This is a genomic window from Psychrobacter sp. AOP3-A1-26 (assembly GCF_052378235.1).
Classification (GTDB): Bacteria; Pseudomonadota; Gammaproteobacteria; order Pseudomonadales; family Moraxellaceae; genus Psychrobacter.
Window position 1 is genome coordinate 1 of the sequence record NZ_JBQSXN010000018.1, and the last position, 17,880, is coordinate 17,880.

Sequence of the window (17,880 nt, forward strand, 5' to 3'; positions counted from 1 at the left end):
ATATTTTCTTTATTGAGTGTCGAATCCGTAATAGTGACGCCAAAGCGTTTCTTTTGTAATAACTTTGCTGCCTGTTCAAGGTTACTGGCCCAACTCACGGTATAAGCACTCTTAAAGTGACTTTTTATTTGCTGATAGACGCTCTCGTCGTCATCTAATACCAATATGTTACGATTGCTACCAGTGCCACCACTAAATTTTTGAGTGTCATTATCTTGCATAGTATTTTGGGTGATTTCTTGCGTTTGCTGAGCTATTCCTGTGGCTTTATTGACGATTTGTTTAAGCTCATCATTTTGCCATGGCTTAGTGATATACCGATAAATTTCGCCCTCATTCACAGAATCCATCACAGCATTTAGGTCCGCATAACCGGTTAACAAGATACGAATAGTATTTGGTGAGGCCGCTTTGATATCACGTAACACTTCTGTACCTTGCTTATCTGGCATGCGTTGGTCGCTGATGACCACTTGCACATCATGCTCGCTGACATACTTCATCAATTCGCTAGCATCAGTGGTGATAAATACATCATGTGACTGGCGAAAATGCATTTTTAAACTGCGTAAAATACGTGGCTCATCATCGATAAAAGCGATTTTTGGTTTTTGCATGATGCTCTCTTTAAATAAGTGATTGGAAGTCTCTCAACTTTCAAATAAAGCTTGTGAAGGTTTAGGTTCATGAGCGCTAGACTGTATCGGCAGTTTGATGGTAAAGGTCGTACCCGCGCCAACGATTGAACTAACCTCGATATATCCACCATGTTGCTCGATGATTTGTGCCGTAATGGCCAACCCTAGCCCTGTGCCATCGCCTGCTTTTTTGGTGGTAAAAAATGGCTCAAAGATATGATTTAAAACATCCTCTTTGATACCAGATCCATTGTCTATAATGCGTACCACAACATGTTGCTGCGCCTTATCAACAGACGACGTGACTTGTAATGTCCCTTTATGATCACTCGGTATGGCTTGGGCGGCATTATTAAATAGGTTCAATAATACTTGGTTGATTTGTGAAGGATTACATTGAATCGGTGGCAGCTCGGCTAGATTGGTTTTGACGTCTAGAGTTTTTAAATTATTGCGCGCCATAATCAATGAGGTATTGATACACTCATTGATATCGATATCTTTCACCTTAGATTCATCAATTCGAGAAAAGTCGCGCAAGCTGACGACCAGCTCGGCAAGCTGATCGACGCCGTAAAGTCCATCTTTAATCAAATCGGCCAAATCCTCACTGACCTCATCTTCTTTAATTTCCTCGCAGCATTGTAAAGTTTGCTCTATCAGTTGCTCGACTTGTTCTTGATTGATAGTTGGCGCTTTTAAGGCATGCAATAATTGATCAGTATGTTGTAGCAACTCATCAAAACGCATGAGATTATCGCCAACCAATTCCATGTTACTACGCACATAGCCCAGCGGCGTGTTGACCTCATGCGCCACACCTGCCACCATTTGGCCAAGGGTAGCCATTTTTTCAGAACGCACCAGATGCACTTGCGAGGCTTTTAATTCATCCATGGCTTGCTGTAAGTCTTGCGTGCGGGCGGCGACTTGTTTTTCTAGATGAACATTGATTTCAGCAAGTGCGCCTTCATTCTCGACGACGCGATCAATCAGCTGATTGATCTGCTCACTAATAATTTGAATCTCGCTGACATTTGAATAAGGCAGTTTATGCGCGCTTAATTGTTGATATTTTTTCTGCTCAATTAACACTCCCATATCAGCCACTGACTGTGCCATGTGCTTTAGCGGCCGCGTAAAGTAGCGACGAAACACCCATGCGGTCAACAATAAGATAGGAATGAAACCAAACAGCATGGCTTGAATCAGTTTATTAGACAGGGCATTTGCCACGCTCATCAGGTCATTATCAGGCTTGACGATGACCATCTTCCAATACGTAAACGGCATGCGAAACACGAAGGCGGTGGCGGGCTGCTGCAACACAAAATCATTGGGCACAGCGATGGTATCGACCAAATGACTGTCTACCAAATTAAACGTTTGATCGATATTTAACAGCAATAATGCTGAGAGCAATTTGGACTCTTGCTCGCTGATTTTATCCAGATTGGTCGTACTTAGAATACTACGTGCAGCGAGCGTATAACGGCTTTCATCTTTGGTTACTGCCTCATCTATCAGTGTCTGATTAATGCTATCTAGACTGTCCGCAATAGGGGCAAAGCTAGGGTTGGCATCTGCCAACTGACGTGCCGTTACGACCTCGCCCTGACCGCTATCTTTAGTTGCGTGCATGACCATCGACTGATCGGGAAAGGTCAAAAACCGATTGTCCAAGTCTACTAAAAAGACATAACCACCGAGCTTATCTTGCCACTTTTTCATCGCCTCGCCGAGGTTATCGAGTAACAGATTGAAACTCACCACTCCATCAAAAGCCTGATTGCGACTGTCGTATAAAGCCTTGGCACATGTCATCATCGGCTGATTACTCACCGGATCGACATAGGCACGACTCCAAACACAGTGGTCATGACGCGCGTACATTGCAGGAATGTACCACCAATCACGATAATAGGGATTCGGAGTTTGGCGCGCTTGATTATAGCCCGCTAATGGCTGCATATTGCTTGAGCTATCGCGCGCCCACACAAATGACTGCCGCTCTCTACCCTCAGCGTACATATTTGGATCAAACCATACGCCACCGCCTGCAATGCGTTGATCCATTTGTTGCATGAGATTACCAAAGGTTTCTTTATAAAGAGCGTCTTGTTTTGGTAACCCGCCCGCCATTGTACTGGTGGCTTTGGCCAATCCGTCGACATGATTGATACTCGCCATGATGCTGTTAATGGCTTCGTTGCCTGTTTCAACCACTGTCTCTGAGGTCATCTCCAGTATGCGCGGCTTAGCTTGGGTTTCGATGACCCAGTACACCAGCAAAATAATAAGCAAAAAAGCCAATGTTAAGATAATCAATATACGGGTGGAAATACTACCAAACCGACCAACAACCTTCATAAACACACCTAATATCTATGCGCTAACTGTTTTCGATAAGTCATTGAATGACTAAAGATATGAGTGTGACGCCAACGCTATTTATAATGAGCTCAAGGATACGATTACGTTATGACAATATGATGACAAAAATCGTGTTTGACGTTATGTTTGCTATTGCCTCGTTATTCTTAGCATCATAAAAACATCATAATAATTTGAACAATCACTCAAAAAACATTACAATCCATAAATGAATTATTTGGCGGTTTTCTTATACCTATAATTGAGCAATCACTCAAAACATAGCAAATTTTGGACTCAGGATTAACCTTTCTAAGCTTAAAAAAGCCGCCAGTCATTCTCAACAATATGGTGTCTATCTATATAACTAAAAAGTAACATATAACCACCCGTAATGAAAAAGTAGATTATAGTAGGATTAATGACATCTATAGCTGCTGATAAATAGTACTTTTTAAACTATATCCCTTGCACCCTTTGCCCCACTATTTAGCCGGACATTTCATGATTAAAAGAATATTTTTAATACTGTTAATATTGATATTAGCGGCAAGCTTTTTTTATTTTGACCTAAATCAATTATTGACGCTTGACGGCTTAAAAGGGTCGATGGCGCAATTTAACGACTATAAAGCGCAATCGCCACTATTGATTATCGGTGGGTTCTTTTTACTTTATGTCGTCGTCACCGCCATATCCTTACCGGGTGCAGCTATTTTGACCTTGGCAGCTGGAGCGTTATTTGGTTTATGGCAAGGGTTACTGGTCGCCTCCTTTGCCTCCAGTATTGGCGCGACACTCGCCTTTTTAACCTCCCGTTATTTACTGCGTGATACGATTAAGCAGCGCTTTCCTGAACGCTTAGCACCCATTGATGCTGGCGTTGAAAAAGAAGGCGGGTTTTACTTATTTACCCTGCGCTTAGTACCGATATTTCCGTTCTTTTTGATTAATTTACTCATGGGCGTCACCGCGATTAAAGCGAGGACATTCTATTGGGTAAGCCAAGTTGGTATGCTCGCGGGCACTTTTGTATTCGTTAATGCCGGTACGCAACTGGCGCAAATTGACAGCTTGTCAGGGATTTTATCGTTTAATTTGATTGTCTCATTTGCGTTGTTAGGTTTTTTCCCATTAATAGCAAAAGGGATATTAAATATGCTAAAAAAACGCCGCGTCTATAAAAACTATAGCAAACCTAAAAAATTCGACCGTAATATGATTGTGATTGGCGCAGGTGCTGGCGGGCTAGTCACCAGCTATATCGCGGCGACCGTCCGAGCAAAAGTGACCTTAATCGAAGCGGGTGAGATGGGTGGCGACTGCTTAAACTATGGCTGTGTACCCAGTAAAGCTTTGATTAAAAGCGCAAAAGTCGCAGAACAGATGCGCCATGGTGAGCGTTACGGCTTGGAAAATACCCCTCCAGAATTTTCATTTAAGAACGTCATGAGCCGCATCCATAAAGTCATCGCTGATATCGCCCCAAATGACAGCGTCGAGCGTTATACAGACTTGGGTGTCGAAGTGCTAAAAGGCTATGCTAAATTCATCGACCCGTGGACGGTAGAGATTGCGCTAAACGATGGCGGCACGCAAACACTCACCGCACGTTCCATCGTTATCGCTACTGGCGCGCGCCCATTTGTACCAGACCTGCCAGGCTTGGAAGAAACAGGTTATGTGACCAGCGATACCATATGGAATAAATTTACCGAATTAGAAGAAGCGCCGAAAAAACTGGTCGTTCTTGGCGGCGGACCAATCGGCTCTGAGCTGGCGCAAGCTTTTGCCCGCTTAGGCTCCAATGTGACCCAAATCGAAAGAGGCGCGCGTCTTATGAAAAAAGAAGACGTGGAAGTCTCAGAGTTTGCACAGAAAGTACTCGTCGAGAGTGGCGTAAACGTCTTAACCTCACATCAAGCGATTCGTTGTGAAGCTCGCGATGGTAAAAAGTTCATTATCGTTGAAGCGCAAGGCGACAATGCAGTTAAAAGAAGCGGTACAGATAAGCCAAGCAGTCAAAACAAACAAGAAATCGCTATTGAATATGATGAATTGCTTTGTGCCGTTGGACGTCGTGCGCGCTTAGAAGGTTATGGCCTCGAAGCTTTAGGAATAGAAACTGAACGTACCATCGAGACCGATGACTATCTAGAGACCCTCTACCCCAATATTTACGCGGCTGGTGATGTCGTCGGCCCTTATCAATTTACTCATGTGGCCTCCCATCAGGCATGGTATGCGGCGGTAAATGGTTTGTTTGGACATCTAAAGAAGTTTAAAGTCGATTACCGCGTGATTCCGTGGACGACTTTTATTGATCCAGAAGTCGCACGCGTGGGCTTAAATGAGCAAGAAGCTATCGAAAAAGGCATCGACTTTGAGGTTACCCGCTACGACTTTAAAGATTTAGATCGTGCGGTGACAGAAAGCGCCAACGCTGGCTTTATCAAAGTCATTACCCCTAAAGGCAAAGATAAAATACTCGGCGTGACCATCGTCGCTGAGCATGCTGGTGATTTAATGCCGGAATTTATACTGGCTATGAAGCACGGTTTAGGGTTGAATAAAATACTCGGCACCATTCATATGTACCCGACATGGGCGGAGGGTAATAAATACGCGGCTGGTGAATGGAAACGCAATCATGCGCCTGAAACGTTATTAAATTGGCTTGAGAAATACCATACATGGCGTCGAGGTTAGGTAGATTTTTTATCAACTGCGCTAAAAATATATAATCATAACGGAAACTTAAATGTACGTTATTAAATCTTTACCAGCTTTGCCAACGCTAAAAAATCTAAGCCGCTATAGCGCCTATGCTATGGCGCTTAGCGTTTGTGCAGTTATTTCTTCAAGCATATCAGCAAGCACTGCTTCACCCACTACCGATGACCTTAATCAAAATTTATCATCTTGGCAGCAGATAGAGGCGCAAGGTAAAAACCAAGACGTTTACTTCCATGCGTGGGGCGGCGACCCACAGATCAATGCCTATCTACAGTGGGCAGCCGAGCAAGTAGATGATAAATATAATATCAATTTAGTCCATGTGAAATTAAGCGACACCAGTGAAGCGGTCAGTCGCGTACTTGCGGAAAAATCAGCCAATAACAATGATGAAGGCAGTGTAGACCTCATCTGGATTAATGGCGCAAACTTTGCCACCATGAGTGAAAACTCATTATTGCTGAAACAATGGGCGAACAAGCTGCCTAACTTTGCCTTGACCGATCCAGAGAATAATCCTGCCGTTAACTTTGATTTTGGTGTACCGACCAATGGTATGGAAGCGCCATGGGGTCAAGCCTCGCTGACCTTTTATTACGACAGTTTATCAACTGGCAAGCCGCCAACCACCTTGAATGAACTAGTCCATTGGACGGCGCAAAACCCCGGGCGTTTTAGCTATCCAAAGCCGCCTGACTTTTTAGGAATGAGCTTTTTAAAATATGCTTTAGTCATGCTGCATGAAAAGCAGGATACGAACACAGGCGAAAACACAAAAGCACAGCTCAACTTGCCAGCCACTGAGCAAAATTCAGATATGATATTAGCCCCTTTATGGACGTTTCTCGATGATTTGCATCCCACTCTATGGCGCAAGGGTGAGCAATTTGTGCAAACGGGCGCGCACATGCGGCGTTTGGTTGATGATACCGAGCTTAGCTTAGCATTTAGCTTTTCCGCGCCTGAAATTCCTGCGGCCGTGCAGCGTTATGATTTACCTCAGAGTATTCGTAGCTATACCATGAGTGATGGAAGCTTAAGTAACACCCATTTTGTGGCCATTCCTTATAACGCCAGCCATCCGCAAGCGGCGCAGCTGGTGGCAAACTTTTTGCTAAGCCCAGAAGCACAGGCTAAAAAGCAAACGCCTGCCATATGGGGTGATAAAACCGTACTCGTCCAATCTACGCTTAACCCTGAGCAACAATCGCTATTCAAGACTAACAAACCCCATCCGAGCGCCCTACCGGTTGATGCGATAAAGCATACCGTAAATGAGCCACATCCGAGCTGGGTTGATGCCATTATGCAAGGCTGGCAGACACGTTATGGGGTCAGCCCATGAGTAAAGATTCTAATAATAAAACGGCGAAGAAAAACGTCAATTCTGCAATAAGCTCTAGCATGGCAGCGCCTTACAAAACAGACCTATTTACGCGCATTGTATCTTTGAGTCCGAAATTTTTATTGCTACTGCTGATATTACCCGTGCTCGGTGGTTTGGTCAGCGTGCTGTTACCTGCCTTTAGCTGGGTACCTGCACTTGAGCAAACGACCGTTAGTCTACAAGGCTTTAACGATCTTTGGCAGACGCCGGGTCTTACCCAAATGGTAGCGTTAAGCATCGCTACTGGATTGATAAGTACCCTATTCGCTTTTGTCATGACCTTAATGATATTGGCGGCATTTTTTAATAGCGTTTGGTTGACCCGTATTGAGCGTTTGCTGAGTCCAATCTTGGTCATTCCTCATGCAGCGGCAGCCATTGCGGTTGGCTTTTTAATTGCGCCTTCTGGTATGTTTTCACGGCTTATTTCACCGTGGCTAAGCGGTTGGGAATTGGCGCCAGGTGGTATCTTTCCGCATGACCCCTACGGCATCAGTATCATTTTGGGTTTAACCTTAAAAGAGCTGCCGTTTTTACTACTCATGGCATTAGGCGCCTTGGCACAACCAGAGCTTGGTAAAAAGCTACGTCAGCAATATAAAGTTGCGCTAAATCTCGGCTATTACCCCATTACTGCCTTTTTTAAAGCCGTCCTCCCTATCCTCTATCCTTTTTTACGTTTGCCTGTCTTAGCCGTGCTTGCCTACGCCAGTGCCAGCGTAGAGATGCCATTGATACTCGGTCCAAACACGCCGCCAACGCTCGCGGTTACTATCATGCAATGGTTTAACGATGTTGATTTAAACTTACGTATAAAAGCCTCGGCAGGCGCATTATTACAGCTGGCGTTGACGGGTGGTTTAATCGCCTTGTGGCTCGGCGCTGAGAGAGCGATAAAAGCTTACTTTAATGGCACGTTGATAAATGGCAAGCGCAACTATGCCGATGCATTATGGCAAAAAATTACCGCAGCGTTGACCACTGTGGTGATTGGCTTTATTTTGCTGGCGCTCATTGGTCTGGTAATGTGGTCAGTGGCTGGTTTTTGGCGCTTTCCAGCCGTATTGCCAGAACAATTGGTATTATTACATTTTCAAAGTGCCTTTACGCAAATGAGCACGCCATTATTTAATACCATTACAATCGGTATCGTGAGTACCGTATTTGCCATTGTGCTGACATTGTTATGTTTGGAAGCTGAGCAATTAAGTAAAAAATCTCTTTCAACATTTACCAGTTTTATTATCTATTTGCCGCTGTTAGTGCCCAGTATTGCCTTTTTATTTGGTTTGGTGTGGCTACAGCAGTTGGTAAATAACCAAACGGCGTTTTTTAATGTGGCGTTTACCCATCTGCTTTTTGTACTGCCTTATGTGTTTTTATCGCTTGCCAGTAGCTACAGACGTCTAGACCCGCGCTTTGCTCATGTAGCCGCAAGCCTTGGTGCGACCCCAGCAAAAGTATTTTTGCAGGTCAAATTACCACAGCTGTTTGCACCGATTTTGATTGCCATTGCCCTTGGTTTAGCCATTAGCTTTGGTCAATACTTGCCGACGTTATTGGCAGGCGGCGGACGTATTGCCACCATCACTACCGAAGCTGTGACTCTCGCAAATGGTGCCAGTAGGCGCACCAGTGCGGTGTATGCCATCATCCAAATGGCACTGCCGTTAATTGGCTTTATATTGGCGTGGGTATTGCCGAAGTACTTTTTTCGAAGTGGTAAAAATAGCAGCCGTTAAAATGTTTTTTAAAATATATTCGTTTTGAAGAGCACTGATTCTAAATAGCACTGATTTTGAAAATACCTAATAATAAAAACGCAAATAAAAGGGCCTTTGATGCAATCCTCTTTACAGATAAAAGACTTACAGTTATATCGACAAGGCACGCTACTGCTCAGCCTAGATGAGCAGATTGCTGGTGGTGAAATATTGACTGTCATGGGCCCATCTGGCAGTGGCAAATCGAGTTTATTGAACTGGCTAACAGGTACTTTACCAAACGGTTTTACCGCTACTGGTGAAGTCTGGTTAAATGATAAAAATGTAAGCCATCTGCCGACGCACCTGCGCCATATTGGGGTACTGTATCAAGACGCCCTACTGTTTTCGCATTTATCAGTAGCGGGTAATATTGCTTTTGCGATGCCTAAAAGCAATAAGGCGGGAGATAGAAAACAGCGTAATGAAAAAATAGAACAGGCGCTGGCACAAGTGGGATTAGCCGGCATGGGAAATCGTCATCCCGATAATTTATCAGGCGGGCAACAAGCACGAGTGGCGCTACTGCGCACCTTGCTTAACGAGCCAAAAGCGATACTACTCGATGAGCCATTTAGCAAGCTGGATACTCAGCTAAGAGTAGATACGCGGCAATTGGTATTTGAGCAAATTCGCACTCATAAGCTCCCTGCTATCATGGTCACGCACGATCATAGCGATGCTGAGGCCGCAAAGGGTAAAGTTATTCATTTAGACCTGTAGTCTTAGAATTATAACCTTAAACACCAAAGCGAAATATAAAAGGCAAGCGCATGCTAGACAAATTTCTCACGCCCATGATTAAGCCGATACTAGCCCCTGTGGTCGTTGTATTACATAAACGCGGCATCACGGCTGATCAACTCACGGTAGCAGGCTTTTTAATCGGCATGTTAGCCTTACCGTTACTGGCGTTTGAACTGTGGTATGGCGCACTGGCAGCGATTGCGTTAAATCGCATTTTTGACGGTCTTGATGGCGCGCTAGCTCGCCATGCACAGCAAAGCTCAAGCGCAGGCGGCTACTTAGATATTACGCTCGACTTTTTATTTTATGCAGCAGTGCCGCTGGGATTTATCTTGGCTAATCCTGAACAAAACGCCATTGCAGGCGCTTTATTGCTCGCCACCTTTATCGGCACAGGCTCTAGCTTTTTAGCGTTTGCCATCGCTGCGGAAAAGTTTAAACTGGATAAACCACAGTTCAAATATAAAAGCTTTTATTATTTGAACGGTTTGACGGAAAGTACTGAGACTATTGCGCTGTTTGTTGCCTTTTGCCTTTGGCCGCAGCACTTTGTACTACTCGCTGGCATCTTTGCCACGGCCTGTGCGATAACGATTTTTACCCGTATCCATGGCGGCTATCATACCCTGAAGCAGTTAGAGACTGATACCATAGTCGGTTCAAAATAAAAAAATATGGTCACAATATCCTGCTGGTGTAAACCCTCAAGAGGCAAACAATGACTAATGAAGTATGGTGGCGGCTTGGGTTCTTTTTGAGCATTTTAGTGATTATGATGCTGATTGAGTGGCGCATGCCTGCACGTAAAGCGCCGATCAAAAGCAGTAAACGCTGGTTCGCTAACTTTGGCTTGGTGTTTGCGTCATCCGTTATTGCTCGTCTAGCCGTGCCTGTCGGTCTAACGGCTGTGGCACTTTATAATCAGCAGCATGGGATTGGTCTATTCAATATTATTGACTTGCCAAGCATTGTTGTCATCATATTAAGCCTAATATTGCTCGACATCATTATTTACTGGCAGCACCGATTATTCCACCGCGTGCCTATTCTGTGGCGTTTGCATAAAGTTCATCACGCTGATGCACATGTTGATGCCAGTACAGGGCTTAGGTTTCATCCTATTGAAATTGTTTTAAGCATTTTAGTGAAGCTCGCTGCCGTCAGCTTGTTGGGCGTTCCTGCCAGCGTAGTACTGATTTTTGAGATTGCGTTAAATGGCTTAGCGATGTTTAACCATGCCAATATTCGCCTGCCACCCGCCCTTGAAAAGCCTACGCGCTTAATATTAATGACGCAGATTTTGCACCGTATCCACCACAGCCAACGCGTTAGTGAGACCAATTCAAACTATGGTTTTAGCGTTATTTGGTGGGATTGGATTTTTGGTAGTTATAAAAGTGAAGCAAAAAAACCTGATAACGAGCTAGATATTGGTTTAAAAGAATATCCATCACCCAGACAAAATGCCTCGCTTTGGGGATTACTAGTAATGCCATTTAAAGGCCATTCATTTAAACGCAAATAAAGTTTTGCGTTCATCTACTCATCCTTGAATGTAAATCAAACTTACAAATAAATGAGTGTTCATTCAATTATAATTTGAGCGTTTGCTCAAAATGATTTATAGTGGTCGCAGTTGTTGAGCTACCCCAGAAAATACTATCTATCAAATTGAGCGTTCACTCAAATATATAATAGGTTCTCAAGTCACTTTTACACACTTACTTTTACAACAATTCACTGATAATGATTAAAAGGTTTTAATATGACTGAATTTACCCTACACGACAAAAACACCGCTCCAGCAGAAAGCAAAGACTTGCTCGATGTTTCTATCAAAGCGTTTGGCATGGTACCTAATCTACATGCCGTCATGGCTGAAGCGCCTGGCTTGCTCGAAGGCTACCAACAGCTACATCAGTTGTTTTTAGACAGCAGTTTCGATGATGAAGAAGTCACGGTCGTCTGGCAAACCATCAACGTCGAGCATGAGTGCCATTACTGCGTCCCTGCCCATACAGGCATCGCCAAGAGCATGAAAGTAGATGATGCAGTCACCGAAGCCTTGCGCAACGAGACACCTCTACCAACTGCCAAACTAGAAGCATTACGCGACTTTACGCTATCGGTCGTTCGTGATCGTGGTAATGTGAATGATGATGCAGTGCAAGCGTTCTTGGATGCAGGCTTTACCAAGCGTCAGATTTTGGAAGTGGTTCTTGCAGCGGCTCAAAAAGTGATGAGCAACTACACCAACCATTTGGCCAACACGCCAATCGACAAGCCTTTCCAAAAGTTTGAATGGCATAAAATAAGCTAGTAAAAGGTTGGTTAAAGGATAGCAAAGCTAAAGATTTAGGTTAGTCTTAGGATTTGGCTTTGGCTCTTTAATAGTAATAGCATTTGCGGCTGTATGGTAATCATCATACAGCCCTTTTATTAGGATAAAGAATTATACCTTGGTATGTTTTGGCTTAGCCATCAATACGCAGCGCTTCTATAGACAATGCCATATCTTCAGCCAATGCATGTATTGCCTCGCTATCGACATCACGCTGGGCAAAGGCGCGTAGACCCATGACTTCAGCCTGTAAGCGTCGTCCTAGTCTAGTCGCATCCAGCGTACTATCCAGCTCACCAAGTTGCTGCGCGGCAATAAAGCAATCGATAAAGCGTGTCTCCATACCTGCTAGCAGCATTTCAACTTTTTGTAGTGCTGCTTGTTCACGAGCGCCAAGCTCGAGCAAGCTTTTGACCAACATACAGGCCTGACTTGGCAGCTCCTTGTCCCGTATGCCGCCGAGCTGACGCACATAAGCGGCCAATCCGAGCAAAGGCGATTCGTGATGGCTTAATATACGCTCAAGCTCCGTCAGACCCAATCGAGCATAATAATCTAATGCTTCTTGAAACAGTCCATCTTTACTGCCAAATGCAGCATAAATACTACCTGGACGCATATCGAGCGCCTCTTCAATATCTTTTAAAGATGTGGCATGAAATCCTTTTTGCCAAAAAAGCTTTAGCGCTCGCTCTAAAGCTTCCTGACGGTTATACAGTGCGGTACGTGACATAATATATTCCCATGTTTAAAAGCCATGACCTCAAATGATGAAATAAGCACGGCTGTACTATTTGAGTAATTGCTCAATTTTATCTTGAATGATTACTCAAGTCCAGTTAAAGTAAATTGAACCAATTCTGCAATCTTACCCGCAGTCAGAACCATACCCCCCCTAACTATAAAGCTGCGGACAGCATCTATCACGATATATAGGAGCCTTTATGCCGTCTAATCCATCACCCTCAGTCATCGTATTCGACGTTAATGAGACGCTGCTCGATATTGATTGATAGCCTCGCGCCTTTATTTGCTCGACTATTTGGTGACGATAGAATATTAAGGGAATGGTTTGCCCAATTGGTGCTTTATTCGCAAACCATGACATTGTCGAATCTTTACACTCCTTTTGGCGAGCTTGGCGCTGGTGCATTACAGATGACAGCCGATATACATAGCGTTACGCTGACAGATAGCGATATTAATGAATTTAAGCAGCGTATGAATGAGATGCCAGCGCATCCTGATGCTGCACCAGCCTTAACCAAACTACGTGACGCAGGGTTTAGGCTAGTAACCTTAACCAATTCAGCCAGTAGCGCGTCGCCTACGCCACTTGAAAAGGCAGGATTGAGTGAGTTTTTTGAGCACTCTTTTAGCGTTGAGACAGTAGAAAAATTCAAGCCTGCACCTGAAACTTATCAGATGGTGGCAAATGTATTATCTGTAGAGATGGCAGACCTCTGCCTCGTTGCCTGTCATCTTTGGGATACGATTGGCGCGCAAGCCGCGGGCTGTCAGGCAGCCTTTGTCATTCGACCTTATAATGCCTTACTGCCCGCCGCCAAAGTACCAACGCCGGACTTTATAGCCTCAGACCTTATTAGCCTTGCTGAAAAAATTATTGCTAAAAGTCAAACTTCGTAAAAGACTTATGCCAAGCCCATTAATATAAAACGTCAAAGGATAGCACCATGCAATCAGATAACAGCCAAAAACTTCGCGCCGGCACTCCATTTCCTGATATACAGGTACAAATGCTAAATGGTGAGATAAAATCGTTAGGCAAGCCTGAAAACGGTCACGATTGGAAATTGGTAGTTGTTTACCGCGGTAAGCATTGTCCCATTTGTACCAAGTACCTCAATCAGTTAGAGACAATAAAAAGCGCATTTTTTGATACTGGTGTCGATATCATTGCCATATCAGGAGATAGTAAACAGCAGTTAGAGGAGCATTTGGAAAAACTAACTATCAGCTTTCCGATAGCTTATGGTTTGACGATTGAGCAGATGCAGACGCTAGGTCTGTACATCTCTGACCCACGCTCAGAGAAGGAAACCGATCATCCCTTTGCCGAGCCTGGGGTGTTCGTGATTAATGCTAAAGGGGCAATTCAAATCATAGATATCTCGAACGCGCCGTTTGTCCGACCTGAGCTTGAAGCCCTTGCAAACGGCTTGTCTTTTATTCGAGAAAACAATTATCCTATTCGTGGCACACATGAGTGATGATAGGCGTAAAAATATAGAAAATACTATGTTTAATTAGCTTGGTAAATCTTATAGCTTGGATTAACGTTTTAACAAAAAGGTTGCTAGCAACTATATCCTATACAGTGTTAGCAACCTTTAGCTTAGAAATTATATTTGGCCATTATTTCAACTTGCTGACCTTCTTTTACTGATGATAAGGTCTTATCGCTGCGTTCTCTCCATTCAATACCAAAGTCCAAATCGGGTAAATAATTATAGATAAGGTTGATGCTTTTCACATTTACAGAGGTATCAGACGCATCATCAACATTAATCTCACCATAACGCAGGTTACTAAAAAGCTTCTCGGTAAATTTATGTCTATAGCCTACCGTAAAGCCAGTTTGCGATATAAGCTTGCCGTCTTCTGCGTCACAATCTGAAGCGCCGGTCGCCCCAAGGACTTTTCCGACACATACTGTAGAATAAGCTCCCATCCCTTTACCGTTATATACGCTCGCATGTAATGAGTCATTACCCAGTTTGAGTTTACCAGCCAAAGAAGCACCGACGCCTACATCTGAATCGTTTCCATTTTTAGCCTCACGTGCCGTGACTGCTAAGTTATAGCTCAGATCAGATATGTTATTTTTATAGCTGACCACCATATCAGGCAGGTTGGCTTCATTATAAACAGGGTCTTGAGCTGTAAAACGAAGCCCCTTATGAGTGTAATGCACAGTCAAATCTGGACGAATATCAGCGCCGCCACCAGAGATGGTGCCCAGTCCCGTACCTTTAAAGTCGAGCTGCTCAGTCAAAAGTGGGTAAACCGCTAAGAACTGACCATTCCATGTCTTACCTACAGTCAAATCATCGAGCTGAACATACGCATGGCGCAGCCGCAAGTCTGAACCACCATTTGCAGCATTGCCATAAAAATCACCTTCAATAAAACCCGTTAGTTTTTTATCCTCTACGTTCTTCGTGGTTTTGAGATTAATCCGAGTTTGCCGTGCATTGCCTTTGAACTCAGACTCGCCTTCATCTGGAGAATAAAAGATACCTTCGGCTTTAACATAACCACCGATACTTAAAGTGGTGTCCTCATTTGTGACAAGCTCTATTGCTTGTGCCTGTACGCATGCCCCAAGGACAGCCAAACCAAAAGACAGTTTTTTGATATAAAGCATGATCTATACATTCCTTGTTTTGTTTTAAAATCCATTTCAATCCTTTTAAATCTCTACTGCTACCGCATTTCTTAGTCTTATAAATACCAGCACCATATCCTTATATAAAAAACTTGCCTCCTAATTTAGTTAAAACTTTCAAAAGCAGTAATCGCGGCTCTTTTTGTTTCATCGATATTTTTCTTTTGTCCGCTGGCTTTATCAAGATATACCAACACGGACTCAGCCTTAGCAACGATGGTATTTAACACCGTACTATAATAGGTATATTCATGAATCAAGCTGGCATTGCCGATTTTCTTCACTCGAACCCCAATCCACAAAGTATCGGGATAAGTCACCGGTTTAAAATACTGACAGGATGATGCTGCCATGACTGAAAAGGTATTTTCATTAAATAGATTTAATTGACTGTTGTAGTAAATACGAGCGTTTTGGGCATAAGTGTAATAGACCACATTATTAACATGACCAAAGGAATCCATATCGCCCCACTCTACTTGTTGAGAATAGATAACCGCAAAGCCATGCATGGGATGGTGTTTGTCTTTATTAAGCGTCTCTTGTACTTCCGGTAATATAGCTAAAGCCTTCATAGTTTTCTCGTCTCGTCATACCAATAAACATACATGTTATTAATACACACGTTAAAATTATCAGTAAGCTTGAATGATTGTTTTAAAGTCATTGAAAGACCTATTTTGAATTAAATCAGTTTTTCTGCGTACATCATGCGCATTCTTTTTTTATCAAGCTTACCCACACTGGTTTTTGGCATTTCTACTAAAAACTTGATTTCACTTGGCACGCCATACTTTGGTAAATGGCCTTTTTCCACGGCTTGATGGCCTAAGGCTAAAATGTCATCCGCTTTGGTGTCTACATATTCAGGTTTTAAAACCACCAATGCTAAAGGTCGTTCGCCCCATCTTTCATCTGGCACTCCAATCACGGCAACATCAGCGACACTCGGGTGAAAGGATAAAATAGTCTCAACTTCAAGCGAGGATACCCACTCGCCACCAGACTTAATCACATCTTTTAATCGATCCGTAATGCTTAGAGTACCGTCAGAGGAGATAGAGGCGATATCTTGGGTATGCATCCAGCCACCGCGCCATAGCTCATTACCAGCATCTGAGTTTTTGAAATAGCTTTGAGTCAGCCATGGTGCTCGAATCACAAGTTCCCCTGTCGACTCACCATCCATTGGTAAAGCTTTGCCGTTTTCATCCCAGATTTCCATTGAGACGAGCATAATCGGTGAGCCAGACAGACAACGATAATTAAGCTGCTCTTTCATTTCCATCGAGTCCGTTTTATCATCAAATACCGCTCTCGATAACACGGGACAAGATTCTGACATCCCAAATCCAGACATAAACTCAATACCGCTTTCAATGGCCGCTTTAGCCAAACCTTCATTCAGCTTTGAGCCACCGAGTAACAACTTCAGACCATCAAACTTACGTCCTCGTGCTGCCATCTCTTTTAATAGCATCTGTAAAATCGCAGGAACACCATGTGAAAGCGTGACTTTGTGCTGCTCAATTAAATCCACCAACATTGGGGCTAGATAGCGTCCTGGATATACTTGTTTAAGCCCTATCATGGTTGCCCCATACGGCCAGCACCATGCATGCACATGGAATAATGGCGTCATTGGCATGTACACATCATTGTAGCGCGCGCCTTGACCTTCAGCGTTTAGCGCGGATGCTAGCGTGCTTGCCAGCGTCTGTAATACGATCTGTCGATGGGTAAAGAAAACCCCTTTTGGATCTCCAGTCGTGCCACTGGTATAAAATGTGGTGGCGATGGTATTTTCATCGAAGTCTGGAAAGTTAAACGCATCGCTGGCAGCTGCTAGCAGGGCTTCATACTCACCTTCGACATAATCTGGCATGCTAGCTTGCTCAGTTTTTGTACCGTTTTTTGTATCCTCTTCGGCATACTCAGCATCATCAAAGCCAGCATCATCAAAGCCAGTGTCATCGAGCCAAATAATCTTCTCAATAGAAGGGGCTTCATGACGATAGTTTTTAGCCATTGGCTCAAATTCAGCATTTAAGAGCAAGGCTTTGGGTTTGGCGTGGTTGATGGTATACAGCACTTTATCTTCGGCCAAGCGTACATTGACCGTTTGCAAAATCATGCCAGACATCGGCACGGCAAAATACGCTTCAAGGTAACGATGACTGTCCCAATCCATAACCGCAACCACGTCACCTGCTTGCAACCCCATGTTTTTCAGGACGTTTGCCAAGCGATTAACCCGCTTAAAAAATTCAGCATAGGTATAAGTGACCTTATCGGCATAACTAATGGTTTGATCAGTAGAGGCAATTTTTGCACGGTTTAGCAGCTGTTTGATAATCAGAGGAAAACCATACGCTTCTTGAGCTTGCTGGTAGTCCTCATGTTGGTTGAGTATAGAAGTCATTATTGTCGTCCTTGATAATAAAATAGTATGGCGAGGGCAGTAATAGTAAAGGTAGCTTGAAATA

Annotated in this window: 15 protein-coding genes; 9 read left to right on the forward strand and 6 right to left on the reverse strand. The window is 43.7% G+C overall.

Annotation, left to right across the window (positions count from 1 at the left end; genetic code table 11):
• Together ACT3TU_RS04955 and ACT3TU_RS04960 are read right to left on the reverse strand one after the other, a co-directional pair.
• The coding region (locus ACT3TU_RS04955; RefSeq protein WP_444784084.1) for a response regulator at window positions 1-617 on the reverse strand (617 nt) is incomplete at its 3' end.
• A gap of 33 nt (window positions 618-650) precedes the next feature.
• Complete coding sequence (locus tag ACT3TU_RS04960; protein WP_444784085.1) at window positions 651-3,008, reverse strand: ATP-binding protein; 2,358 nt, start codon at window positions 3,006-3,008, stop codon at window positions 651-653.
• Window positions 3,009-3,515: 507 nt separating this feature from the next.
• On the opposite strand from ACT3TU_RS04960, the gene ACT3TU_RS04965 reads away from it, so the two are divergent.
• The 7 genes from ACT3TU_RS04965 to ACT3TU_RS04995 all read left to right on the forward strand — a co-directional run bounded on the left by ACT3TU_RS04965 (window position 3,516) and on the right by ACT3TU_RS04995 (window position 11,964).
• Complete coding sequence (locus ACT3TU_RS04965; RefSeq protein WP_444784086.1) at window positions 3,516-5,720, forward strand: FAD-dependent oxidoreductase; 2,205 nt, start codon at window positions 3,516-3,518, stop codon at window positions 5,718-5,720.
• A 52-nt stretch (window positions 5,721-5,772) separates the two neighbouring features.
• Window positions 5,773-7,092, forward strand: coding sequence for an ABC transporter substrate-binding protein (locus ACT3TU_RS04970; protein ID WP_444784087.1), 1,320 nt, complete (start codon window positions 5,773-5,775; stop codon window positions 7,090-7,092).
• Complete coding sequence (locus ACT3TU_RS04975; protein WP_444784088.1) at window positions 7,089-8,876, forward strand: ABC transporter permease; 1,788 nt, start codon at window positions 7,089-7,091, stop codon at window positions 8,874-8,876. Before ACT3TU_RS04970 ends, ACT3TU_RS04975 begins: the two co-directional genes overlap by 4 nt.
• Window positions 8,877-8,975: 99 nt before the next feature.
• Window positions 8,976-9,620, forward strand: coding sequence for an ATP-binding cassette domain-containing protein (locus ACT3TU_RS04980; RefSeq protein WP_444784089.1), 645 nt, complete (start codon window positions 8,976-8,978; stop codon window positions 9,618-9,620).
• Between the two features lie 50 nt (window positions 9,621-9,670).
• Window positions 9,671-10,312, forward strand: a complete 642-nt coding sequence (locus ACT3TU_RS04985; RefSeq protein ID WP_444784090.1) for a CDP-alcohol phosphatidyltransferase family protein — start codon at window positions 9,671-9,673, stop codon at window positions 10,310-10,312.
• A 50-nt stretch (window positions 10,313-10,362) separates the two neighbouring features.
• On the forward strand, window positions 10,363-11,169 hold the full coding sequence (locus ACT3TU_RS04990; protein WP_444784091.1) for a sterol desaturase family protein: 807 nt from the start codon (window positions 10,363-10,365) through the stop codon (window positions 11,167-11,169).
• 240 nt (window positions 11,170-11,409) lie between these two features.
• Window positions 11,410-11,964, forward strand: coding sequence for a carboxymuconolactone decarboxylase family protein (locus tag ACT3TU_RS04995; protein ID WP_444784092.1), 555 nt, complete (start codon window positions 11,410-11,412; stop codon window positions 11,962-11,964).
• Window positions 11,965-12,118: 154 nt separating this feature from the next.
• Here ACT3TU_RS04995 and ACT3TU_RS05000 read toward each other — a convergent pair whose 3' ends face one another.
• Window positions 12,119-12,718, reverse strand: coding sequence for a TetR/AcrR family transcriptional regulator (locus ACT3TU_RS05000; RefSeq protein WP_444784093.1), 600 nt, complete (start codon window positions 12,716-12,718; stop codon window positions 12,119-12,121).
• Between the two features lie 254 nt (window positions 12,719-12,972).
• On the opposite strand from ACT3TU_RS05000, the gene ACT3TU_RS05005 reads away from it, so the two are divergent.
• Complete coding sequence (locus tag ACT3TU_RS05005; protein ID WP_444784094.1) at window positions 12,973-13,632, forward strand: haloacid dehalogenase type II; 660 nt, start codon at window positions 12,973-12,975, stop codon at window positions 13,630-13,632.
• Window positions 13,633-13,679: 47 nt separating this feature from the next.
• Window positions 13,680-14,216: a peroxiredoxin-like family protein gene (locus tag ACT3TU_RS05010; RefSeq protein ID WP_444784095.1), complete on the forward strand. Its 537-nt coding sequence runs from the start codon at window positions 13,680-13,682 to the stop codon at window positions 14,214-14,216.
• A gap of 125 nt (window positions 14,217-14,341) precedes the next feature.
• On the opposite strand, the gene ACT3TU_RS05015 is transcribed toward ACT3TU_RS05010, so the two are convergent.
• The 3 genes from ACT3TU_RS05015 to ACT3TU_RS05025 form a co-directional block, all read right to left on the reverse strand.
• Window positions 14,342-15,373 (reverse strand): hypothetical protein, encoded by a 1,032-nt coding sequence (locus tag ACT3TU_RS05015; RefSeq protein ID WP_444784096.1) that lies wholly within the window; start codon window positions 15,371-15,373, stop codon window positions 14,342-14,344.
• 125 nt (window positions 15,374-15,498) lie between these two features.
• A complete protein-coding gene (locus ACT3TU_RS05020; protein ID WP_444784097.1) occupies window positions 15,499-15,969 on the reverse strand; it encodes an acyl-CoA thioesterase in 471 nt (156 codons plus the stop codon).
• Between the two features lie 110 nt (window positions 15,970-16,079).
• Window positions 16,080-17,816: a fatty acid--CoA ligase gene (locus ACT3TU_RS05025; protein WP_444784098.1), complete on the reverse strand. Its 1,737-nt coding sequence runs from the start codon at window positions 17,814-17,816 to the stop codon at window positions 16,080-16,082.
• Window positions 17,817-17,880 lie beyond the last annotated feature (64 nt).